A 22,482-nucleotide genomic window follows, 5' to 3' on the forward strand; every position below is an offset into this window, starting at 1 on the left:
TACGAAACTGTCACTTTAAAGATGGTCACATTGATATTAATCTGAATATACCATAAATATCTAAGGAGTGGAGTATATGTTTCCAATGCGCCAATCAATGCTGGAAGTCAAAGAACCGGAGAAAATCAGCACCTTCCTTAAGCAGGCCAGAACAGGATACCTTGGACTCAATGACAGTTCTTACCCTTATGTGGTGCCTCTAAATTATATTTGGCAGGATGATTGTATCTATTTTCATGGAGCCTCAGAAGGAAGGAAAATGGAGCTGCTGAATAATAGTCCGCATGTCTGCTTTACAGTAAGCGAAGATTTTGGCACACTGACCGACCCCGTCCCCGCAAAAACAGATACAGCTTATATGAGTGTTATGGTTTTTGGGAAAGCATTTGTGCTAGCCAATATAGATGAAGCAACTATGGTTATGCAGAAAATGCTGGACAAGTATGTACCCGGCTACTTCCAGTCACCTCTGCCAAAAGCCCATGTAGATAAATACCGCTCCTCTCTTGGAAGCAGGACGGCCGTCATTAAAATCATTCCTGACGCTATAACTGCGAAAGAGAATACAGCTGAAAATGAAAAAAAGTACTATCCAGGCAAAACAGCGGCTGTCGACCTTAAGTGAAGAATATTAAAACCTTCGAGAGATTTCAGTCTTGACTTCCATATAAAAAAGACGTGCAGCCTCCTGCACGTCTTTTTATCAAGATTGAACAGCTTCTTCTTCAAGCTTCTTCATTCTCTCAGCCACTTCCTCTTCTGAAAGGCCGTGTTCACTGATATAACGGTTGCGAGGGTGCACCCGGCATTCATGGCTGCAGCTCCGCAGATATTTATGCTCATTTTCCTCAGAGCTCAAGATCTGTTTGTTGCATTCAGGATTGGCGCATCTTACATACCTCTCGCAAGGCTCGTTTGTGTAATAGTCGCGGCCGACGATGACATGCTCCTCCTGATTGACAGGAACGCTGATCCGGTCATCGAATACATAGCATTGGCCGTCCCACAGCTTGCCGCGCACCTCAGGATCTTTACCGTATGTCACGATTCCTCCGTGCAGCTGGCCGACGTCCTCAAAACCTTCTTTTAGAAGCCATCCTGAGAACTTTTCGCAGCGGACGCCTCCAGTACAATAAGTCAGGATCTTCTTGCCTTCAAACTTATCTTTGTTTTCCTTGATCCATTCAGGAAGCTCGCGGAAATTTTGGATATCCGGCTTAATCGCCCCCTTGAAATGTCCGAGGTCGTATTCATAGTCATTTCGAGCATCGAGGACGACAGTATCAGGGTCCTGCATCTTTTCAAAAAACTCTTTTGGCTCTAAGTGTGTCCCTGTCAGCTTTAATGGATCGACATCATCTTCAAGGCTCAGGTTCACTAGTTCTTTTCTCACTCTGACGCGCATTTTTCTGAATGCATGCCCTTCTGCTTCATCAATCTTGAAAACTGTGCCTTCGAATAGAGGATGATTGTCCATCATGTCGATATAGGCCTGTGTCTGCTCCACTGTGCCTGACACGGTGCCGTTGATGCCCTCTTCAGAAATTAGCACTCGCCCCTTTAGGCCGATAGCGTTACAGAAATTCAAGTGCTCTTCCCTTTGTGCCGCAGGATCTTCTATATGAACATATTTGTAATAAAGCAAAATTCTATATGATTGTGTATCCATGATTTTTTCTTTCCTTTCCAGACCAAATGCAAGATTCTGTTCCGGCAGGCAGCCCTATACCGGATTTTTCAACACATTCTATTATAACAGCCATATAAGGGGTGTCAAAAACATTGTTTCCCCTTACCCGGGAAAATGGACAGCCTCTAATAATAATTGGCATCTAAAACACCAGGTTTACTCTATTGTTTTTTAGTATGATGTAATGATGGATTATTATACATGCAAAGCGAGGAATATAAACGGTGAGTTTATTAACTGTAGATCATTTAAGTCATACTTTTGGCGATAGAACTTTATTCAAAGATGTGTCTTTCCGCCTTCTGCAGGAAGACCATGTCGGACTTGTAGGCGCAAACGGAGCCGGAAAATCGACTCTTATGAATATCATAACCAGTCAGCTGATCCACGACAGCGGTAAAGTGGAATGGACTCCAAATGTGCATTACGGCTATTTGGACCAGCATACAATCCTTACTCCGGGCAGGACCATGCGCGATGTGCTGAAGAATGCATTTCTTCCATTATTCGAGCAGGAAAAAGCCCTAAATGAAGTGACAGCCAAGATGGCTGACGCTGCACCTGAAGAGCTTGAAGAGCTTCTTGAGCAGATGGGGGAAATCCAGGACAGGCTGGATGCCGGCGGGTTCTACTCTCTTGACATCAAGATTGAGGAAGCTGCGAGGGGTCTGGGCCTTGACGCGATCGGCCTTGACCGCGATGTAGCTGCACTGAGCGGCGGACAGCGTACAAAGGTCCTTCTGGCCAAGCTTCTTCTCGAGCAGCCGCAGGTCCTTTTGCTTGATGAGCCTACCAACTATATGGATGTAGAGCTGGCTCGCCGGCTACCTGAAGGAATATCCTTATGCATTCATGCTGATTTCCCATGATACAGAATTCATGAATTCTGTATCAAATGTCATTTTTCATCTGGAATTTTCGAAGCTCAGCAGATATACCGCTAGCTATGATAAATTCCTCGTGCTTGCTGAAATCAATAAAAATCAGCATATCCATGCATATGAAAAACAGCAGGAATTCATCAAAAAGCAAGAAGATTTCATCTCTAAAAATAAAGCCCGCTATTCAACAACAGGCCGGGCAAAAAGCCGCCAGAAGCAGCTTGACCGGATGGAAAGGATCGACCGCCCGGAAACTGCCGTTAAGCCTGCCTTCGAATTCAAGGAATCCCGCAGCAGCAGCCGGTATGTATTTGAAGGCAAAGATTTTGAAATCGGCTATTCGGATCCGCTCCTTCCAAAAATGAATATGACAGTTGAGCGAGGCGAAAAGATCGCAATCGTTGGCTGCAACGGAGTGGGAAAATCCACGCTCCTGAAAACTATGCTCGGCAAAATTTCCCCTCTCAGCGGAAAAATTGAGCGCGGGGATTTCTTATTCCCTTCCTATTTTGAACAGGAAGTAAAAGCTGGCAACATTACACCGATCGACGATGTATGGAGCGAGTTCCCAAGCCTTGACCAGCACCAGGTCCGTGCAGCATTGTCGAAATGCGGGCTGAAAAATGAACATATCTCACGCCCGCTGAATCAATTGAGCGGCGGCGAGCAGGCGAAGGTCCGCCTTTGCAAGCTCCTAATGAATGAAAGCAACTGGCTATTATTCGACGAGCCGACAAACCACCTGGATATCACAGCAAAAGAAGAGCTGAAGCGTGCGCTGAAAGCTTATAAAGGCACTGTTGTGCTTGTATGCCATGAGCCTGACTTTTATGAAGACTGGGTAACTAAGACTTGGAACGTTGAAGAATGGTCCCAAAAGATGAAACAGGTATAAAGATCAAAGCCCCTTTGCTTTTTAAGGAAACAGCTCTGATAGTATGAAGATAAAATTTATGCCCCCATAATATACGTTTTCGTAACCTGAGTAACTCGGGAATTAACTAACCAGAAAAGCTTGGGGCATCCCAAGCTTTTACTTTTAAATATGTTGTTCTAAAATTAATCATTAAATAGTTGAACAGCAGATTACCCGTTAAACATGTGCATTCATTAAACACTGAAACCAGGTTCCCTGCTGATTGAGAATAATAGAGGGAAAGGTTTCACTTATTGTGAAAATAGTACTGAAAACGGCTAAAATAGAGGGAGGAATTCCTCTTATTAGACTAAAAGACATTAAAATAGGCAGCTTTGCTTTGCATAGAAGGAAAAACTTCCCTTATTTCCTCAAAAACTACATCTAATCTGCATATAACAGTAAAATCTCCCCTTATTTTTCTATCACTGGTTACTCACTTTTCATCTTCCCATCTCATTAATAAAACAACAGAAACAACCGGCTTTTCAGGTTTGTGCAGGAATATCTCTTTCTGCCACAATACCCAAGAAGCTCTTTTTTATGTTTGTGCTGATTGGGACAGTTCACTCCTCAACACAAATTTCTGCAGCTTTCCGCTTGCATTACGCGGCAGGCTTTCACAGAAGATGTATTTTCTCGGCCGCTTATAATTGGCCAGCCTGCTGCTTTCCTTGCACCAGCTGTCCAATTCTTCCTCTGTTACTGAAGGATCTTTTTTAACAACGAATGCCGTCACAGTCTCTCCCCACCTGTCATCCGGCTGGCCGATGACTGCTGCATCCAGGACTCCGCTATGTTCAAACAGCACATCCTCAATTTCCCTCGGATAGATATTTTCACCGCCGCTGATGATCATATCATCCACCCTGTCCCTTACCCATAGATAGCCTTCTTCATCCAGGGCACCGATGTCGCCTGAATGGTACCATCCTTTATATAAAGCTTTTTCTGTTGCTTCTTCCATATTGTAATAGCCTTTCATCATGCTTGGGCCCCTCACGATGATTTCCCCGGACTCCCCAGCCGGGAGGATATCTTCAGGATCTGATGGCCCATTATCCTTCGGCCTGACGATCCTGATTTCATGATTCAGGCATGCCTGGCCGGCAGAGCCTGCTTTAGAAAGCTGATCATGCTCTGAAAGGAATGTGATGGCCGGCCCCATCTCTGTCATTCCGTAAGCCTGGACCAATAAGATCCCAAGCTTCTCCCTGCACAGCTTAACAAGTGCCGGGGCCATCGGGGCCGCCCCGTAAAGGCCAAGCTTCAGGCTGTCCAGGCAATAAGCCAGCAGATCTTCCTGCAATAGCATATTCCACATTGCAGGGGCGGCAAAAAATTTAGTGACCCTCTCCTCCTCTATCAGCTGAAGCACCTTTTTCGGATTAAACTGATGAAGGATGACATTTCCAGCACCAACATGGATGCGGGGAAGAAAGGCGCAATGCAGCTCTGCACAATGAAACATCGGTGCTGTGACCAGCCCTTTATCGGATGGTTCAAGCTTTGTTGCTGCAATTACCGTCAAGCTCTGTTCAGCCATATGCCTGTGTGTATGAATGACTCCTTTAGGCCGGCCGGTCGTTCCGCTTGTATACATGATCGCATAATCATCATCTTCGCTGACATCAGCAAAAACAGGGCTGTCAGAGGCTTGAGAGACTTTTTTATCAAAGGAGGCCGCATAGGAAGGCGGGTCGTCATCAATATACCAGTAAGCTGTTTCAGGAAATTGTTCTGCAATAGTAGAAACCACGCTTTCAAGAGTCTTCTCAAAAACAAGAACCTTCGGGCGTGCATCTCTTAGGATATATGCAGTTTCTTCAGCCTGGAGGCGGAAATTGATTGGATTAAAAACGGCTCCGATTTTAGCACAGGCGAAAAAGACTGCCGCCAGTTCCTCTGTGTTATATAAAAAAACAGAAACCCTGTCTCCCTTGATGACACCTTCAGCAGCGAGCGCATGTGCGACCCGGTTGATGCGCATATTCCATTCACTATAAGTGTAACGCCTGTTACTCCTGACATCGTATACGGCCTCTTTTGACGGAAATTTCATTACAGCAAGATCTAAAATCCTTCCTATCGTCACTGTCATGGCGTACCTCCTGAACTTATTTTTCAGAACCTTTCCGATCTGTCACAATCGTTCTATGATGGTCGCATTTGCCATTCCATAGCCTTCGCACATCGTCTGAAGCCCGTACCTTCCTTCTGTCCTTTCCAGTTCAAAGATCAGTCCTGCCATGATCCGGGCGCCGCTTGCGCCGAGCGGATGGCCGAGTGCAATGGCCCCGCCATTTGGATTCAGCTTAGCAGGATCGGCTCCAGTCTCCTTCAGCCACGCAAGAGGCACTGAAGCAAAGGCTTCATTCACTTCGAAAATATCAATATCCCGGATCGAGAGCCCTGCTTTTTGCAAAGCCTTTTCCGTTGCAGGAATCGGGCCTGTCAGCATGAGTGTCGGATCTGATCCTACAACTGTTCTTGTCAGGATGCGGAACCTGGGACGAAGCCCCAGGCTTTCTGCCCTCTCCCTTGACATGATCAAAAGGGCGGCTGCCCCGTCGCTTATCTGGCTGGAATTGCCTGCATGGATCCTGCCGTTTTCCATGAATGCCGGCTTCAAGGTTCCCAGCAGCTCAAGCGATGTGTCTTTCCGCGGGCCGGAATCCTCTGATGCAACAAGCATCGTACCATCATCCTGCACAGCCTCGATTGATGCAATCTCACTTTCAAATTTTCCCTCTGCCTGTGCTTTCAGCGCTTTCTCGTGGCTTTTGAGAGAATATTCATCAAGCTGCTGCCGGGAGAATCCGTATTTTTCTGCGATTCTCTCTGCTGAAAGGCCCTGGTGGATCATCTCATGCTTCCTTTTAAGATTTTCATTTAATTTGGCTCCCTGAAAGCTTGAGCCAATCGGAACACGGGACATGCTCTCCACTCCGCCGGCTATGACGATATCCATATCTCCCGCTAATATGGCCTGTGCTGCAAAATGGACCGCCTGCTGGCTTGAACCGCACTGCCTGTCAATGGAAACACCGGGTACTTCAACAGGGAATCCGGCAATCAAAGAGGCAATCCTCGCTATATCACCGGCCTGCTCCCCGGTTTGGCTGACACAGCCCATAATAACATCATCAACTAAAGAAGGATCGAGGCCCGCCCTCTCAGTCAGCTTATTTAATATGAAAGCAGCCAGCTCATCTGGCCTGATATTCTTCAATATGCCATTTTTCTTTCCTATCGGCGTCCGCACTGCCTCTGCGATAACAGCTTCCCTCATCCGCCTATCCCCCTTCTTTCTCGTGTTTCTAGAGGCCAAGCCCTTTGGCTATGATTGACTTCATGATTTCATTGGTACCGGCATAAATGCTCGCAACCGGGATATCTCTGTACCTTCTCGCAATCTCATATTCTTCCATATACCCATAGCCGCCATGAAGCTGAAGGCATTCAGAAGCTATCCTTCTTGCATTATCGGTCAGCTTCCATTTAGCCATAGAAACTTTTTGCGTGATATCCTTGCCTTCCATATGCTCCTGATTCAAGGTGTTCAGAAAGCTTTTGCCCATTTCGATATCGGTGGCCATTTCTGCCATTTTAAATTGGGTGTTTTGAAAATTTCCGACCGGCCTGCCGAAGGCCTCCCTGCTTTTCACATAAGATAAAGTAAGCTCCAGCATAACTTCAGAGGCTGCTTGTGCGGCAATGGCAACTACAAGCCTTTCCTGCTGCAGTTTCTTCATCATATATTGAAACCCTTGTCCCTCTTCTCCAATCAGATTTTCTTTAGGAACAAGACAGTCTTCAAAAATGAGCTCAGCAGTATCCTGGCAGTGAAGGCCAATTTTATCCAGCTTTCTGCCCCTGAAAAAACCCTCGCATCCCCTTTCAACTGCAAGCAGGCTGATTCCCTTATGTTTGGGGACCGCTTGAGTATCCGTCTTGCAGGCAACAATGACCAGATCGGAGTGCATCCCGTTCGTAATAAATGTTTTTTGCCCGTTGAGACGATAATGATCTCCTTCATCCACCGCTGTTGTACTAATACCTGCAAGGTCGGAACCTGCTCCAGGCTCAGTCATAGCAATCGCTGTAATGATATCTCCGGCAGCACACTTGGGGAGCCACCTGCTTTTCTGTTCTTCAGAACCAAATTCTGAAAGATATGGCACGGCTATGTCATTATGCAGCCCGATGCCAACCAGCCCTGAACCTACTCTTTCCAATTCTTCATTTATAATGACGGAGAAGCCCCAGTCAGTACCGCTGCCTCCGTATACCTCATCTACATCAGGGCACAGAAACCCCTGCTCCCCCATCTTCCTCCAAAAATCCCTTGGTATAAACCGTGCTTGCTCCCATTGACTGTAAAAGGGATAGGCCTCCTTCTCCAGAAATTTCTTTAGCGCCTTTCGAAAAATGTGATGTTCCTCTTTAAGAAATCCTGTTGTCTTTTCCATGCCCTTCCCCCTTTCGGAAAACGCTTACAAAAATAATTTTATTTCACTTTGGCTGCATGCGGATTGCTCCGTCAAGCCTGATGGTCTCTCCATTGAGCATCGGGTTCTCTATTATACTTTGTGCCAGCATGGCAAATTCTTCTGGAAAGCCAAGACGGCTGGGAAACGGGACCGTTTTGCCAAGTGCAGCTTTTGCACCCTCTGGCAAAGAATCAAACATAGGGGTATGAAACAGACCAGGAGCAATCGCCATCACCCTGACACCGTATTCAGCCAGTTCCCTGGCAATCGGAAGGGTCATGCTTGCCACGCCTCCTTTGGAAGCACTGTAGGCTGCCTGGCCGATCTGCCCTTCAAAGGCAGCAACTGATGAGGTACTGATGATAACTCCTCTTCCCCCTTGTTCATTTGGTTCATTATCCTTCATTTTCTCTGCCGCCAGCCGGATCATATTGAAGGTGCCTGTCAAGTTAACTGATATGACTTTAGAAAATAAATCGAGTTCGTGCACCCCTTTTTTGCCAAGCACCTTTTGAGCAGCGGCAATTCCCGCACAATTGATGCTCACATTTATGTAGCCCAGTTTCTCAATAGCCAAATTGACTGCGTCGGATGCCTGCCGGGCATCAGTTACATCTGCTTTCACAAACAGGGCGCTGCTGCCGAGCTCTTTTTGAATATTAGTTCCCTTTTCCTCATCCATGTCAATGATGCAGACCAGGCCGCCCCTATCCAGAATTCTTCTTGCAGCCGCCTCTCCAAGGCCCGATGCTCCGCCAGTCACAAGGGCACAAATATTTTCCATTGCATACGACTCCTCCTTCTTCGAAAGAATATTCTGAATATATAATTCTAGCTCCCTGCTGATTTCTCCTTTTTCTTCATATAAAATATTGCCGTTTCCTCTGTTTAAAGTTACCAAAGGCCGTTCACAAAACTTTTGAAACATTCATAGAGAAGTTCGTGTATAATGAAATGGCTTACACAGCATTACAAACTTTCTGAAAAGGATAGGCTAAATGACCAATAAACGAATAGCTTGGATTACAGACAGCACAGCATTTATCACCAAGGAGCTTGAGCAGAATAAGGATGTTTATGTAATGCCTCTGACCATTGCATTTTCATCGGGCACCTATGAGGATGGGATCGATTTATCCTCTGATGATTTATATATGAAACTAAAAGCTGAAAAAGAAGTTCCGAAAACCTCACAGCCTTCTGTCGGCAAATTCGCCGAGCTGTTTGAAAAATTAAAAGCTGATTATGACTGCGCAATCGCTGTCCACATCTCTTCCAAATTGAGCGGAACCCTGAACAGCTGCATGCAGGGCGCAGAGATTGCAGGCTTTCCAGTCGAAACAGTAGACTCAAAAATGATGTCTTACATCATTACCGGACTGCTGAATAAGGGGATCGAGCTCCAATCCAATGATATGGACTGGAAAGAAATCGCCCGTACACTGAGGCTCGAAGCCAATCAGTATGAGAATTATATCCTGCTGGGCAATCTTGACCAATTCTATAAGGGCGGAAGAATGTCCGGAACTCAGTATCTCCTGGGAAGCATATTAAAGGTAAAGCCGATCATCCACGTTGACCGGAATGGAGAATTCCAGCTTTTTGATAAGGTGCGTTCGGAGAAAAAAGCCATAAGGCGGATGATGGAGCTACTTGAAGAATCTGCAAAGAAATACAGGATAGAGCAAGTACAGGTCATGCATGGAAATGTCCTAGAAAAGGCAAAGGACATTGAAAAAGAAATTTTATCCAGGTTTCCTCAAATGGGCACCTTCATCGGCGAAATCAGCTCAACAATTGCTGTGCATGCCGGGGAAGGCACGGTCGCAGTCGTCTGGCATTTTGAATAAACACAAAAACCTTCCGAACGGGAATCTACTTGTTTCGGAAGGTTTTTTTTATAGAAGAAGCGAAACTATTAGTATGATATGCAGCAAAGGGAGATGAACGAGATGAGCATAGCAGTAATTTCAGACATTCACGGAAATATCACTGCACTTGATCGGGTGCTTGATTATTTAGAGGAGCGGCAAATTGACAGGATCTTCTGTCTCGGCGATCTCGTCGGCAAAGGGCCGAATTCAAAGAAAGCGATAGAGCGGGTGAAAGAAAGTTGTGAGGTAGTTGTACGCGGAAATTGGGATGACTTTATCCAGAAGCCGGCCGACTTCCCTGATCTGCAGTGGCATCAGGAGCAGATTCGCAAGGAAGGAATGGACTATTTAGGTACCCTTCCCTTTCATCATGACTTTGTAATGAGCGGAAAGTATGTCAGGCTTTTTCACGCTTCTGCAAAAAGCATCTACCACCGGGTGGTGCCGATGCGGCATCCGATTGAAGAACGGGAGGCTATGTTCGGGACCAGTGATTTCATTGACGAAGATAAAAGGGGATTGATTCCGGATGTTGTCGGTTATGGAGATATCCATGCTGCCATGCTGGAGCCGATTGATCCTAAAAAGGTTCTATTCAATACAGGCAGCGTCGGGAACCCACTCGACGTGCCCGAAGCCTCTTTTGTTATCCTGCATGGTACATATCTTTCAGAAGACCCTGCACCTTTTTCAATCGAGATGGTCCGCCTTCCTTATGATATTGAAAAAGAAATCGCAATGGCCCGTGACATGGGCATGCCAAACCTCGAACCCTATGCGCTGGAACTGAGGGAGGCTATTTATAGAGGCAGGCAGAAGGCTTAGGCTGGATCAAGAAATGTCTGCTGGAGCTAAGGGAAGTTTATATTTGTTGGGATGTAGATATTGAACTTCTTGGCAACAGTCGGGAAAACTATCAAGTATGAATGTTGGACTTAACGATGTTATTAAAGAATATGAAAAGAGAAAAAGGATTGCGAAAAATTATAGAAACCCTTATCTTAAAAGGTATTACTGCACAAAAACTTTAAGAACCCTGTTGCTTGGAGTGGAAGGCACGTAGACTCCTGCGGGATTGCAGCGGCAAAGCTGAGATCCCGCAGGAGCGGCAGCGACGAGGAAGCTCAGCGCCGCCCCGCGGAAAGCGAAGTGCCTGGAACGCAAAGCAACAGCCCCATCCTCAAACAAAACAGACTGTACACATATAGCATACAGTCCGTACATTTTTTAAAAAATCACCACTTCCCTCACTTCTCCAGCCAGGAATACATATAATTTTCATCTTCATATTTCCTTGCCTTCTTCACAACCTTCAATGGCTTAAAAGTATCTATCATAACAGCCAGCTCCAGTGTTTCTTTTTTTCCGATGCTTGCCTCTGTCTTTCCCGGGTGCGGCCCATGCGGGATTCCTCCGGGATGAAGGGTGATGGATCCTTCTTTGATTCCTTTACGGCTCATAAAATTCCCTTCGACATAATATAAAAGCTCATCACTGTTTACATTGCTGTGATAATAGGGCGCCGGGATGCTTTCCGGATGATAATCATATAACCGCGGGACAAATGAGCAGACAACAAAGTTATGCCCTTCAAATGTCTGATGGACTGGCGGCGGCTGGTGGACTCGGCCGGTGATCGGTTCAAAATCGGAAATATTGAAGGCCCAGGGGTATAGATACCCGTCCCACCCTTCAACATCAAGCGGATGATGGGCAAGAATATGATTATGAAGATGGCCCCTCGTTTTTGTGACTACCTTATGAGGCCCTCTTTCTGTATAAGTCTCCAGTTTTTCAGGGCCGCGGATATCCCGCTCACAGAACGGGCTGTGCTCAAGCAGCTGTCCATACTCATTTCTGTACCTTTTTGGAGTTGTAATCTGGCTGAATGACTCAACAATAAGAGCCTTAGTTTCTTTTTCCGGAAGAATCCTGAAAATCGTGCCGATCGGAATGACGATGTAGTCCCCAGGGCCATAGCTGACTGTGCCGAACATTGTTTCAAACCGGCCGTTTCCGTAATGGATGTAGTACATCTCATCACCATCGCTGTTCCGGTAATAATCCGGCATGTTTTCTGAAATATTGGCCGAGGCAATCAGCAGATCATCATTTCCAAGCAGATATACCCTGGCTTGAAGGGCATCTCCTCTGTGTATAATGTTCTCTGTAAGCAGATGCCGGTGTTTAAGCGCAGCCATCTCCTCATATTCAGGCAGATAGCTTCCTGAGAAGGAAACCTCTTCTGTCTCTGTCGGCATATAATGATGATATAAAATCGACTGTGTCCCTGAAAAGCCCTTTGTTCCCATGACTTGCTCCCTGAACAGGGACCCGTCTTCTTTTTTGAACATTGTGTGGCGTTTGTGCGGGATCCTCCCCATTTGCCTGTAGTACAAGCCTGCTCCCCCTTTCAGTCTGTAATCGTATTGAACAGCTTTCCAAGACCTGTTATTTCCAGCTCTACCGTGTCGCCGGGCTTCAGCCAGCGGTGGACATCTTCCCCGAGCTCAAGGATACAGCCGGTCCCCACTGTACCTGAACCGATCAGCTCTCCCGGGTAAATTGTGGTATTCTCTGAAGCTTTCTCTATCATTTCATTGAATGAATAATAGATATCCTTAAGATTTCCGTCTGACAGCAGGACGCCGTTCACTTTTGCTGTCATATCCAAATCATAGCCATTATCCACCCGATAGCTCTCCAGCTCATCCTTTGTCACAATATAAGGGCCGATCGAGGTGGCAAAATCCTTTCCTTTTGCCGGTCCAAGACCAACCTTCATTTCTTTTCTTTGAATATCCCTGGCACTCCAGTCATTTAAGATGCAGTACCCAAAAATATATCCGTCCGCCTCTTTGGCAGAAATATTTTGGCCTTCTTTGCCGATGATACAGGCAATTTCGAGTTCATAATCCAGCTTGCTGCAGCCGGCAGGCAAATGAATGGGCTCACCTGTCCCTTTTATGGCAAGGTGATTGGAAAAATAAAAGACCGGCAGCTCATACCATTCTTTTATCATTTCCAGGCCCCTGTTTTCCCGGGCTGTTTTGACATGCTCCTCAAAAGCATAAAAATCGCGAAAACTTTTTGGGCATGGAAGCGGAGCCTTCAGGGTTACTTCTTCCAAAGGGTAAGCACCGCTGCCCGATTTCTTCCATTCAGGATGTGACTCAATCTGCTCCATGAAAAATGGATGATTTTCTAAAAATGCCAATAAAGTTTTTGGGAGGACTCCCTTCGAAGCTTCATGCATATCGATAGCAGCATTGCCCTCCAGCCAGCCGGACCGGACCGATCCATCCTGCTTTTGAAAGGTTATGAACTTCATTCCATCACCCCGGATCTGATTTTCTGATAATCTCGAAAACATCTGCAAGCGGGCCAGTATACATATGCCCCGCCAGCCTTCCAACCGGATCCAGCTTTACAGTGTCGATTTTCCCATTATGATACAAATCATCATTCACCTGCACATGCTCAACCCTGCCAATCACCAGGCTTCCAGACCCCGGACCGTCTCCGAAGTGCAGGAGCTGATAGAGTGTACATTCAAGATGGACTTGGGAAAGCTTGATTCTCGGCGGCTGCACATAAGCGCTTCTTTCCTGCTCCAGCCCCGCCTGTTCCAGTTCATTTACTTCACGGGCATAATCGGCTGCACATATATTCATTTTCTCTGCCATGTTCCTGCTGACGATATTGATGACAAACTCCCCGGTTTCTTCAATGTTAAGAAGTGTATCTTTCTTTTTTCCGTCAGTCCCCTTTCGCATAGGTGAAAAGCAAATGAGAAGCGGATCCGCACATATGGCTGTAAAAAAGCTGAAGGGTGCTGCATTGACGGTGCCGCTATGATCCATGGTGGTCACAAAGGCAATGGGACGGGGAAGTATGGAGCCTGACAGAATTTTATATCCTTCCTGCCAGGAAAAGGAAGCCACAGGGATTTCCATTTTTACACCTTCTTCCCGCTCACGGCCTTGCCGATAGCTTCCAGGACTGCATCATTATCTTCCTCTGTACCGATTGTTAGTCTTATAGCCTCTCCTGGAAAGCTTTTATGAGAAAATCTCCTGACGATGATGCCTGACTCCAGAAGCTTTTCAGCAAGCGGCCCTAGGATAAAAAGAAAATTGGATTCAGAGGCAAAACACTTGAATCCCAGCTCTTCAATCCGGGCGCGCATTCTTTCCCTTTCCGTTCTATTCTTTTCTGCACTCATCTGTACAAAATACTGGTCCTTCAGCGCTGCAATGGCTGCGGCCTGAGATAGGGCATTCACATTGAATACCTCCCGCACTTTATCCAGCTCTGCTATGATAGATGGATGCATCATCCCATATCCTGCCCGGAGCCCTGCAAGCCCGTATGCTTTTGAAAATGTCCTCAATATAGAGATGTTATCGTGGAAGGTCAGCAGCTTTTCTGCCTCAGTCCTTTTTCCATGGTTCATATATTCATAATAGGCTTCATCCAGAACGATAAGTATATGTGCCGGTACAGAAGCGATGAATTGCTGGATAGCCTCTTTGCTTACTGCTGTACCGGTCGGGTTGTTCGGATTACAGATAAAGATCATTTTGGTGCTGGGGCCGATGCGGCTTGCCATCTCCACAAGATCATGTACTCCATCCTTGAGCGGGACTTCAACAGCCTTTCCGCCTTCAATCACTACATTTGCCTTGTACCTCGGAAAGGTAAGGTCTGCCATGATTGCCTCATCCCCTGCACTGATATAGGCTCTTGCCAAAAGTCTGATGAGTTCCTCAGAACCGTTTCCTATTGCAATATACTCAGGAGGAAGCTTAAGGAAATCGCCCAATGTTCGCTTCAGTGCTGTACATGTACCATCAGGATAGCGGGAGAGGTTACCGGACTGTTCGATTAAAGCGCGGCCGACAAGCTTTGAGCATCCATAGGCATTTTCATTGTCTGCGAGACCTCTGACGAAGGAGAGGTTATACTTTTCTTTTACCTGATCTGCAGTCATCCCTAAAGGATAAGGAGTAATCCCCCTGATGCTTTCCTTCGTTAAGATCCGATCCACAGGAAAGCCCCCTTTCTGTGTATGCGGATTATAGGTTTCCGCGTCTTTCCTGCTCTCTTTCAATCGACTCGAACAGCGCCTTGAAATTGCCTTCTCCAAACCCTCTTGCTCCTTTGCGCTGGATGATTTCGATGAATAGCGTCGGCCTGTCGACGATCGGCTTTGTAAAAATCTGCAGCAGATAGCCTTCATCATCCCTGTCTACAAGAATGCTGAGCTCTTTCAGCTTATCAATCTCTTCGTCTATTTTGCCGACCCTCTCAGACAGCATTTCATAATAGGAAGAAGGAGTATCAAGGAACTCAACCCCATTTTTTCTTAGGATGGAAACTGTCTGGACAATATCCTCTGTTAGAATAGCGAGATGCTGCACGCCTGCTCCGTTATAGAATTCCAGGAACTCCTGGATCTGCGATTTCCGTTTCCCTTCAGCCGGTTCATTGATCGGGAACTTGATTCTTCCGCCGTTATGCATCACTTTGGACATGAGCGCAGAGTATTCTGTGCTGATATCAGAATCGGTGAAATGCTTCATTTCCTTGAATCCCATGACATTTGCGTAATAGTTCACCCATTCTTCCATTTCTTCCACATTTCCGACTACATGATCGATGCCAATGAATCCGGCATCCCCGAATGGTGCCTTTGTTTCGTAGGGCTCATATCCCGGCATAAAGGCACCCTTATAATCATTCCGTTCCACCAGTGTGTGTATGGTATCTCCATATGTACCGATTACCGCCTTCTTCAGCTTGCCGTGTTCATCCTCCAGCTCAAATGGCGGAATCAGTTCAATTGCCCCTCGCTCTACTGCACCTTTGTAAGCACTTTCCACATCATCAACCGCAAGGGCGATATCCTTGACACCGTCACCGTGCTTCTTCACAAATGCAGCCACCTTTGTTTCCTCTGTGAGCGCGCCTGTCACTACCAGCCTGATTTTTCGCTGCTGCAGTACATATGACACTGTTTCCCTGTTTCCTGTCTCAAGTCCCGAATAAGCGACAGGCTTGAACCCAAAGCATGTGCAGAGATAATGGCAGGCCTGTTTGGCATTCCCAGTATAGATTTCAAGATAATCGACTTCCTTGACAGGAAAAATTTCCTCCGCCTTTTGTGATGGCGAAACAGTTCTTTGTTCCATATTAATCCCTCCAACTGTTTTAATTTTCAGATTTATCTTAAAATATTTCATTTGCTTCAAGCAAGAGCGCAGTGTGAAGCTCTGCTGCTGTAAAGCAGCTCTTATGTTTTCGCTTTTTCCCTCGCAGGCAGATGGATGCTTCTAGCTTTTACTGACTCCACCGCTTCCAGCAGGGCTTCGGCTGAGCTTGGATGGGCATACACGGGGAACAGCATATCTTCTTCCCTTGCAGCCATTTCAAGCAGCGAGACACCGGCATGTATCAGTTCCTGTGCACCTTCCCCTATCATATGGATCCCTAAAAGAAAGCCGGTTTCCTTTTCAAAAATTACTTTGGCCATTCCTTCCCTGCTCCCCTTCACACTTGCATAGCCCAGAAAAGAAAAAGGAAAGGTTCCTGTTTCTATTTTATAACCCGCTTCCAGTGCCTCTCGCTCAGTAAGGCCTGCATAAGCAATAGGAGGCTGGGTATGGACGACAGCCGGGGCGAAGCGCAAATCAGCTTCCGTTTTCAGGCCGGCAATTGTTTCTGCTGCTGCCTTTCCCTGTCTGATCGCCTTTGAAGCGAGAGGCGGCCCATCTACCACGTCCCCGGCTGCAAAAATATGGCTGACAGAGGTTTTCCCTTGCTGGTCTGCCTTAATAAATCCGGCTGTGTCTATCTCTACTCCCGCTCTATCAAGCCCCAAATTGGCAGTATTGGGCCGGAAGCCGGCAGCGGTTAAGAAACAGCTTCCTTTTAGCTGCTTAATTTCTCCAGCCTGCTCATAGATAATCTCCACACCAGACCCGTTCTCTTCAGCTGACAGCAGCTTTGCCCCGCGGTAAACTTTGATTCTATTTTTCTTTAGGATCCTGCCAAGCTCCCTATTCACAGCCGCATCAAATCCAAAATCCTCTTTTTCCTGATCCAGCATAATCGATGCCCTGGCACCGAAAGCCTGGAAGCTCATAGCCAGCTCCAAGGCTATATAGCCGCTACCATAAATGATGAACTCATCTGGAAGCTTCTCCATTGAAAATACAGACCAGCAGTCCAAAAGCTTTTCTGAACGCGGTGAGACCCCGGATGGCCATACTGGTGTGCTTCCTGTTGCTATAAGGCAGTGTTTGAAACGGAATACCTGATATGATTCTCCATTTTCAATGCCCACCCGGTCAGCTGAAAGAAAAAAGGCATTCCCTCTCACAAGCTCTATCTCATTGCTTTTGCACAGCTCTTCAACTCCTTTTTTCAGCTGCACTGTTTTCCGGTTTTTTTCATCAATGAGCTTTTCCAGCTGAAAAGCTGAAAAAGACAGTTCTATCCCGTATTCACCCGCAGCCTTTATCTTCCTGACCCGTTCAGCCGCTTCGGTAAATAGCTTGGAAGGAATGCATCCCTTATGGAGGCAAACACCGCCAAGGTCGGCTTTTTCAATCAGTGTCACCTTTCTGCCAAGCTGTGCCGCCCTGATAGCCGCCTGATAGCCGCCAGGCCCCCCTCCAATGATAACAACGTCCTTTTCATAAGCCAGTTCGCCTACAACCATTAGACCAGCTCCAATAACATCAGTTTGGGATTTTCAATCAGTTCTGAAAAACGGTTCGTAAAACCGACAGCAGCAGCACCATCTGCTATCCTGTGGTCAAATGACATGGAAAGCTTCATGATGGAGCGGATGACAATCTGATCGTCCTTATCGACCACCGGCATTTTCTTCGTCTTATGCAAAGATATAATGCTTGTCTGCGGGTGGAGGATGATCGGGGTAGCGCCGGTGCTGCCGTTCAGCGGCCCGACATTGCTTACTGTGAAAGTGCCACCGGCCGTTTCCTTGGGCAACAGCCTGCCATCCAGCGCCTTCCTGGTCAAATTCTGCAGATTCAAAGCAATTTCTGCAATCGTCTTTTCCTCCACATTCCTTATGACCGGCACGACAAGCCCATCCTCAGCATTGACGGCCACACCAATATGGTGCTCAGGCAGCAAATGGATCAGTCCAGCCTTCTCATCAAGCCTGCTGTTAAAAACAGGGAAGCGTTTAAGAGCCATTGATAAAGCTTTTACAAAAAAGGCTGTCGTTGTCACTTGCTTTTCCTTCTTTTTGAGCTCTTCCCGGAAAACGGAAAGCTCTGTTACATCCACGTCCTCAAAATGGGTGCAGTGGGGAATAAGGGAAAGCGACTGAACCATTTTCTCGGCGGTCTTTTTCCGCCTTCCGGAGTAAGAGATGCTAGTATTGCTGGCAGCTGTATGGTTCTCTGTTTCTTTTTTACTTTCTTGAGGAGATGCTTCTTCTCTGAAATATTTATTTCCCTGCCCTGCCATCCTGAAAATATCCTCGTCAACCACTCTTCCCCCAGGACCTGATCCCTCTATACCTTCTATATTTATATCATTCTCCCTTGCCAGCTTCCTTGTGTAAGGGGAGGCAAGAATTCTTTTCGGCATATTCCTGCTATTCTTTCTTCCTTCCTCCAACCCTGCGTCTCCCGGGCGGTTTTCAGGCTCCAGCAGAAGCAGGACAGCTCCAACCGTTACCGTTTCCCCTGGTTTTACGATGAACTCACGTACAATGCCGGCTCTTGGCGCAGGTATTTCTGCTGTCATTTTATCGGTCTGAACCTCGACCAGGGGATCATCCTCCCGCACAAAATCACCCTGTTTTACAAGGAAACAATTGATTTCTGCTTCAGACATCCCTTCCCCGATATCATGTAGCTTCACTTCCATCTTATAAAAACACCTCCTCATAAAATTTCAGTTGATTGCTTAGAAGGTCCAGACTTTTTCAATCGCCCTGCAGACCCGGTCAGAGGTAGGCAGGTAATGGTCTTCGAAACCGAAATATGGAACAGGGGCATCAAACCCGGCAACCAATTCGGCAGGTGCTTTTTGGTATAAAAAGGAGGTATCATTGATAATCGCCAGAACATCATTGCCGACTGAGGTTGAAGCGTGAGCCTCCTGGACGATGACCGTGCGTCCTGTTTTTTGCACCGATTCAGCAATAATATCCTTATCCAGCGGATACAAGGTGCGGAGGTCAAGGACGTCACATGAAATCCCTTTTTCCTTCATAGCCTCAGCTGCCTTCAAGGCAATCGGCACCATGGCTCCCCAAGCAATGACAGTCACATCATCTCCGTCCATCATTTTTTTGCCTTTGCCGATTTCGGTGGTATACCTTCCCTCCGGCACCTCAGCACGCAGTGACCGATAGCTTTTCATTGGCTCTAAATAAAGGACAGGGTCAGGATCCTCGATCGCGGCAATCAAAAGCCCTTTTGCATCAGCCGGGTTGGACGGACAGACGACTTTGATGCCAGGCATATGGGTGAAAAGTGCCTCTGTGCTGTCGCAGTGGATTTCCGGGGCCCTGACTCCTGCACCATATGGAGCCCTAATTACGATAGGGACGGTATAATGCCCCATCGTTCTCATGCGGAGCCGGGATGCATGTGTCATGATCTGCTCAAAGGCCGGATAGATAAAGCCCAGAAACTGAATTTCTGCCACCGGCCTGAATCCGTTGACGGCCATTCCGATGCTTGCTCCGATGAATCCTGCTTCACTCAGCGGGGTATCCATAACCCTCTCTTCCCCATACTTTTCCTGAAGGCCTTCCGTTGCCCGGAACACCCCTCCATTTTTCCCGATATCCTCTCCAAGCACCAGAACGTCATCATTTTCTGCCAGCATGATGTCAAGAGCTTCATTGACCGCCTGTATAAGTGTCTTGGTACTGGTCTTGACTGCAGTTTCCATGATTAAACACCCCCAAGCTGAGATAGATATTTTTCCTTCTGTTCCTTAAGCGGCCATATCAGCTCAGCAAACACATGGTCAAAAATATCAGCGGGATTTGCAGGCGGGAACGCCTCCATTTCTGTAATGGCCTCATCAATTTCAGCGGCAGCTTCCTCTTCTATTCCCTTTGACCGGCGTTCCTCATACAGCCCCTGATTTTTCATCCACCGTTCAAGTCTCAGGATAGGATCGATTTTTTCTCTCAAAGAGCTGCTTTCCTGCTGGTCCCTGTATTTGGCGGGATCATCTGCTGTAGTATGGGCCCCGTATCTCCATGTTACCGCCTCTATCAGAGTGGGCCCTCCGCCTTTCCTGGCCCTCTCAAGTGCTTTTTTTGTCTCATTATAGACAGCAAATACATCATTTCCATCAACCCGGACGCCTGGGATATCATATGCCAGGCTTTTCTGGGCAATTGTCTTGGTATTCATCTGCTTTGAGAGCGGAACGGAAATCGCATATTGATTGTTTTGATTGAAAAAGACGACAGGTGCTTTAACGATGCTGGCAAAATTTAGGCCCTCATGAAAATCCCCTTCAGACGTCGCCCCATCTCCAAAATAGACAATGGCAGCTTTGTTTGTTCCTTTGCGTTTTTCCGCATATGCCGCCCCGGCTGCATGGGGAATCTGGGTGGCGATCGGAATTGCAGGAGGGAAGATATTCTTTCCTTCAGGAGGGATGCACCCTTCATTGCGGCCGTTCCAAAACAGCAGAATATTTCTCATTGAATGCCCGAAAGCCAGTGCTGCGCCATGGTCCCGATAGGTAGGGAACATCCAATCCGATTCTTCGAGCGCCATCGCGCTCCCTATCTGGGCAGCTTCCTGGCCTTCAAACGGGGCATATGTCCCTATCCTTCCCTGCCGCTGCAGGCTGACCGCTTTCCGGTCAAAGATCCTGATCCGGACAAGCTGCCTGTAGAACTCCAGAGCAAGCTTGTGGTCTGGGGTGAACCCTGTAGTACCGGATATTTCGTTTCCGTTTTCATCAATAATCCTATTAATAGGAAATCGGCTTTCCATCCTCTCACCCTTTGCAATAAAGTCATTGATAGACAGTTATGTCCTGACTGCCCATTTAGGCCGCTTCATATGGGAAAAAAAGCTGTTCCTCCTTGTTCTCGCTTCAATCCGCTGCTCGCAGAACTGGTTGGCGGCCTCAATGGTTGTAATTCCTTCGGCTGCAGCATAATCATACACATTAAGCAGCGCGCTGTAGATTGCTTTCGTTTTACGGAGGACCCTTTCTTTATTAGGGGAATACAGTTCATCTGCCACCTGGATAAGCCCGCCTGCATTCACAATATAGTCTGGTGCATACAGGATGCCTTTTTGCTGCAGCATGCTGCCATGCCTTAATTCAAGGAGCTGATTATTGGCCGATCCTGCAACCGCTCTGACCCGGAGCTGTTCAATACTTTCATCGTTCAGGATGCCTCCGAGAGCACAGGGGACAAAGACATCCGCATTAGCCCTATAAATTTCATTACTGCTGACAGCTTTAACTCCCGCGCCAATTTTACCAGCTTTAAAAACCAGCTCATTTATGGCTTTCTCGTTGATATCAGCAACATAAAGATCGGCGCCTTCCTCCAGCAGCATTTCAGCCACTTTGAACCCCACCTTGCCGAGCCCCTGGATGCTGTAAGACCGCCCTCCGAGGCCAGCTGTTCCGTAGAGCACCTGGTTTGTGGCTTTAAGTCCATAGATCACTCCCTGGGCAGTCGGAACAGAGGAGTCCCCGCTTCCCCCATATTCTTCGTCTGCACCAACAATGCAATTGGTTTCCTTCATTGCGTGGACAAAGTCTTCCGGAGTGGTTCCCATATCTGTACCTGTGTAAAATCTTCCATTCAATGATTCCACGAACTGGCCGAATGCCCTGAAAAGCTCAGGCGTCTTATCTTTTGAAGGATCGCCGATGATGACAGCTTTCCCTCCGCCAAAATCAACATCTGCTGCCGCGCACTTATAAGTCATCCCCTTGGACAGCCGCAGTACATCTTCCAGTGCTGCGTCTGCAGAAGGATAGGGAAACATTCTGCAGCCGCCAAGTGCCGGGCCAAGCCTTGTGCTGTGGATCGCAATGATTGCCTTAAGGCCTGTTGCTTCGTCGTTGCAGAACACTACCTGTTCATGCTCCCGGATCGTATTAAACATATCCATCGTCTCTCAATCCCCCTCTATATGTTAGCGCTTTCATTTATTGATGCATAAAAGCTTTAGTCCAACCGGATCTTCTCTGTAAATCTATTAATCTTTGTTCGCGGAAGGATGGCTTGTGTAACTTCCCCTTCGCCAATCACTGCATTGCCATGGAAAGCCTTAACGGAAGTATGAATTAAATTATCTTCTAACCCGATGACCTCCGCTGCGATATTCAACAGACTTCCCTCTGCAGCAGGAGCAAGATGCCTGACTGAGACTGCTTTCCCCATCCCTTCTTCACTCTCTTCTAAAAACGGGAGGATTACTTTTCTTGATGCCCACTCCATATAATAGACCATGCTGGCTGTGGAAAAGAGCCGGTGAACAACCTCACCGCCAAACTGGGCAAACATCTCCTGTCCGACTGTAATCTGAATGGATGCAGCCGCTCCTTCAGTTAAACCTGGCTTCATTAAACAACACCCTTAAAT

At 47.0% G+C, this 22,482-nt stretch carries 19 protein-coding genes and 1 pseudogene; 4 read left to right on the forward strand and 16 right to left on the reverse strand.

Annotation, left to right across the window (positions count from 1 at the left end; genetic code table 11):
• Positions 1-76: 76 nt before the first annotated feature.
• The gene (locus ACQCVH_RS12585; RefSeq protein ID WP_426836009.1) at positions 77-625 is read left to right on the forward strand and encodes a pyridoxamine 5'-phosphate oxidase family protein; all 549 of its coding nucleotides are present in this window, start codon (positions 77-79) and stop codon (positions 623-625) included.
• Between the two features lie 78 nt (positions 626-703).
• Here the strand turns inward: ACQCVH_RS12585 and trhO are convergent, their stop codons facing one another.
• Positions 704-1,669 carry an oxygen-dependent tRNA uridine(34) hydroxylase TrhO gene (trhO, locus tag ACQCVH_RS12590; protein WP_426836010.1) on the reverse strand — a complete coding sequence of 322 codons (966 nt, stop codon included), beginning with the start codon at positions 1,667-1,669 and terminating at the stop codon, positions 704-706.
• A gap of 245 nt (positions 1,670-1,914) precedes the next feature.
• On the opposite strand from trhO, the pseudogene ACQCVH_RS12595 reads away from it, so the two are divergent.
• Positions 1,915-3,466: pseudogene (locus ACQCVH_RS12595) on the forward strand (ABC-F family ATP-binding cassette domain-containing protein).
• A gap of 562 nt (positions 3,467-4,028) precedes the next feature.
• Here the strand turns inward: ACQCVH_RS12595 and ACQCVH_RS12600 are convergent.
• The 4 genes from ACQCVH_RS12600 to ACQCVH_RS12615 are packed head-to-tail and all read right to left on the reverse strand — an operon-like array spanning position 4,029 to position 8,764.
• Positions 4,029-5,588, reverse strand: a complete 1,560-nt coding sequence (locus tag ACQCVH_RS12600; RefSeq protein ID WP_426836011.1) for a fatty acid--CoA ligase — start codon at positions 5,586-5,588, stop codon at positions 4,029-4,031.
• Between the two features lie 42 nt (positions 5,589-5,630).
• Entirely contained in the window at positions 5,631-6,779 is a 1,149-nt protein-coding gene (locus tag ACQCVH_RS12605) for a thiolase family protein (RefSeq protein WP_426836012.1), read from the reverse strand.
• Between the two features lie 28 nt (positions 6,780-6,807).
• A complete protein-coding gene (locus tag ACQCVH_RS12610; protein WP_426836013.1) occupies positions 6,808-7,959 on the reverse strand; it encodes an acyl-CoA dehydrogenase family protein in 1,152 nt (383 codons plus the stop codon).
• Positions 7,960-8,002: 43 nt separating this feature from the next.
• Positions 8,003-8,764 (reverse strand): 3-hydroxyacyl-CoA dehydrogenase, encoded by a 762-nt coding sequence (locus ACQCVH_RS12615; protein ID WP_426836014.1) that lies wholly within the window; start codon positions 8,762-8,764, stop codon positions 8,003-8,005.
• 214 nt (positions 8,765-8,978) lie between these two features.
• Between ACQCVH_RS12615 and ACQCVH_RS12620 the strand changes: the two genes are divergently transcribed.
• A complete protein-coding gene (locus ACQCVH_RS12620) occupies positions 8,979-9,830 on the forward strand; it encodes a DegV family protein (RefSeq protein WP_426836015.1) in 852 nt (283 codons plus the stop codon).
• A gap of 102 nt (positions 9,831-9,932) precedes the next feature.
• Positions 9,933-10,679 (forward strand): metallophosphoesterase family protein, encoded by a 747-nt coding sequence (locus ACQCVH_RS12625; RefSeq protein ID WP_426836016.1) that lies wholly within the window; start codon positions 9,933-9,935, stop codon positions 10,677-10,679.
• A gap of 422 nt (positions 10,680-11,101) precedes the next feature.
• Here ACQCVH_RS12625 and ACQCVH_RS12630 read toward each other — a convergent pair whose 3' ends face one another.
• The 11 genes from ACQCVH_RS12630 to ACQCVH_RS12680 form a co-directional block, all read right to left on the reverse strand.
• Complete coding sequence (locus tag ACQCVH_RS12630; protein ID WP_426836159.1) at positions 11,102-12,238, reverse strand: homogentisate 1,2-dioxygenase; 1,137 nt, start codon at positions 12,236-12,238, stop codon at positions 11,102-11,104.
• A gap of 29 nt (positions 12,239-12,267) precedes the next feature.
• A complete protein-coding gene (locus tag ACQCVH_RS12635; protein ID WP_426836017.1) occupies positions 12,268-13,185 on the reverse strand; it encodes a fumarylacetoacetate hydrolase family protein in 918 nt (305 codons plus the stop codon).
• Positions 13,186-13,189: 4 nt separating this feature from the next.
• The gene (locus tag ACQCVH_RS12640) at positions 13,190-13,810 is read right to left on the reverse strand and encodes a flavin reductase family protein (protein WP_426836018.1); all 621 of its coding nucleotides are present in this window, start codon (positions 13,808-13,810) and stop codon (positions 13,190-13,192) included.
• Between the two features lie 2 nt (positions 13,811-13,812).
• Positions 13,813-14,904, reverse strand: a complete 1,092-nt coding sequence (hisC, locus tag ACQCVH_RS12645) for a histidinol-phosphate transaminase (RefSeq protein ID WP_426836019.1) — start codon at positions 14,902-14,904, stop codon at positions 13,813-13,815.
• A gap of 28 nt (positions 14,905-14,932) precedes the next feature.
• Positions 14,933-16,048 (reverse strand): 4-hydroxyphenylpyruvate dioxygenase, encoded by a 1,116-nt coding sequence (gene hppD / locus ACQCVH_RS12650; RefSeq protein WP_426836020.1) that lies wholly within the window; start codon positions 16,046-16,048, stop codon positions 14,933-14,935.
• 101 nt (positions 16,049-16,149) lie between these two features.
• Complete coding sequence (gene lpdA, locus ACQCVH_RS12655; RefSeq protein ID WP_426836021.1) at positions 16,150-17,580, reverse strand: dihydrolipoyl dehydrogenase; 1,431 nt, start codon at positions 17,578-17,580, stop codon at positions 16,150-16,152.
• The gene (locus ACQCVH_RS12660; RefSeq protein WP_426836022.1) at positions 17,580-18,764 is read right to left on the reverse strand and encodes a dihydrolipoamide acetyltransferase family protein; all 1,185 of its coding nucleotides are present in this window, start codon (positions 18,762-18,764) and stop codon (positions 17,580-17,582) included. Before ACQCVH_RS12660 ends, lpdA begins: the two co-directional genes overlap by 1 nt.
• Before the next feature lie 39 nt (positions 18,765-18,803).
• Complete coding sequence (locus tag ACQCVH_RS12665; RefSeq protein ID WP_426836023.1) at positions 18,804-19,799, reverse strand: alpha-ketoacid dehydrogenase subunit beta; 996 nt, start codon at positions 19,797-19,799, stop codon at positions 18,804-18,806.
• Between the two features lie 2 nt (positions 19,800-19,801).
• Positions 19,802-20,866, reverse strand: a complete 1,065-nt coding sequence (pdhA, locus tag ACQCVH_RS12670) for a pyruvate dehydrogenase (acetyl-transferring) E1 component subunit alpha (RefSeq protein ID WP_426836024.1) — start codon at positions 20,864-20,866, stop codon at positions 19,802-19,804.
• 36 nt (positions 20,867-20,902) lie between these two features.
• Positions 20,903-22,009 (reverse strand): Leu/Phe/Val dehydrogenase, encoded by a 1,107-nt coding sequence (locus ACQCVH_RS12675; protein WP_426836025.1) that lies wholly within the window; start codon positions 22,007-22,009, stop codon positions 20,903-20,905.
• Between the two features lie 56 nt (positions 22,010-22,065).
• Positions 22,066-22,464: a thioesterase family protein gene (locus ACQCVH_RS12680; protein WP_426836026.1), complete on the reverse strand. Its 399-nt coding sequence runs from the start codon at positions 22,462-22,464 to the stop codon at positions 22,066-22,068.
• Positions 22,465-22,482 lie beyond the last annotated feature (18 nt).

This window comes from Bacillus infantis, assembly GCF_050107595.1.
GTDB classification, from domain to species: Bacteria; Bacillota; Bacilli; order Bacillales; family Cytobacillaceae; genus Bacillus_AB; species Bacillus_AB infantis_C.

Excerpts from the sequence above, each read along its gene's own strand:
- lpdA (WP_426836021.1), bottom strand. The coding sequence starts at position 17,580 with ATGGTTGTAGGCGAACTGGCTTATGAAAAGGACGTTGTTATCATTGGA.
- pdhA (WP_426836024.1), bottom strand. The coding sequence starts at position 20,866 with ATGGAAAGCCGATTTCCTATTAATAGGATTATTGATGAAAACGGAAAC.
- ACQCVH_RS12630 (WP_426836159.1), bottom strand. The coding sequence starts at position 12,238 with ATGGGGAGGATCCCGCACAAACGCCACACAATGTTCAAAAAAGAAGAC.
- ACQCVH_RS12610 (WP_426836013.1), bottom strand. The coding sequence starts at position 7,959 with ATGGAAAAGACAACAGGATTTCTTAAAGAGGAACATCACATTTTTCGA.
- ACQCVH_RS12585 (WP_426836009.1), top strand. The coding sequence starts at position 77 with ATGTTTCCAATGCGCCAATCAATGCTGGAAGTCAAAGAACCGGAGAAA.
- ACQCVH_RS12665 (WP_426836023.1), bottom strand. The coding sequence starts at position 19,799 with ATGGAAACTGCAGTCAAGACCAGTACCAAGACACTTATACAGGCGGTC.
- ACQCVH_RS12680 (WP_426836026.1), bottom strand. The coding sequence starts at position 22,464 with ATGAAGCCAGGTTTAACTGAAGGAGCGGCTGCATCCATTCAGATTACA.
- ACQCVH_RS12620 (WP_426836015.1), top strand. The coding sequence starts at position 8,979 with ATGACCAATAAACGAATAGCTTGGATTACAGACAGCACAGCATTTATC.
- ACQCVH_RS12600 (WP_426836011.1), bottom strand. The coding sequence starts at position 5,588 with ATGACAGTGACGATAGGAAGGATTTTAGATCTTGCTGTAATGAAATTT.
- ACQCVH_RS12605 (WP_426836012.1), bottom strand. The coding sequence starts at position 6,779 with ATGAGGGAAGCTGTTATCGCAGAGGCAGTGCGGACGCCGATAGGAAAG.
- ACQCVH_RS12640 (WP_426836018.1), bottom strand. The coding sequence starts at position 13,810 with ATGGAAATCCCTGTGGCTTCCTTTTCCTGGCAGGAAGGATATAAAATT.
- ACQCVH_RS12635 (WP_426836017.1), bottom strand. The coding sequence starts at position 13,185 with ATGAAGTTCATAACCTTTCAAAAGCAGGATGGATCGGTCCGGTCCGGC.
- ACQCVH_RS12675 (WP_426836025.1), bottom strand. The coding sequence starts at position 22,009 with ATGGATATGTTTAATACGATCCGGGAGCATGAACAGGTAGTGTTCTGC.
- hppD (WP_426836020.1), bottom strand. The coding sequence starts at position 16,048 with ATGGAACAAAGAACTGTTTCGCCATCACAAAAGGCGGAGGAAATTTTT.
- ACQCVH_RS12615 (WP_426836014.1), bottom strand. The coding sequence starts at position 8,764 with ATGGAAAATATTTGTGCCCTTGTGACTGGCGGAGCATCGGGCCTTGGA.
- trhO (WP_426836010.1), bottom strand. The coding sequence starts at position 1,669 with ATGGATACACAATCATATAGAATTTTGCTTTATTACAAATATGTTCAT.
- ACQCVH_RS12625 (WP_426836016.1), top strand. The coding sequence starts at position 9,933 with ATGAGCATAGCAGTAATTTCAGACATTCACGGAAATATCACTGCACTT.
- ACQCVH_RS12660 (WP_426836022.1), bottom strand. The coding sequence starts at position 18,764 with ATGGAAGTGAAGCTACATGATATCGGGGAAGGGATGTCTGAAGCAGAA.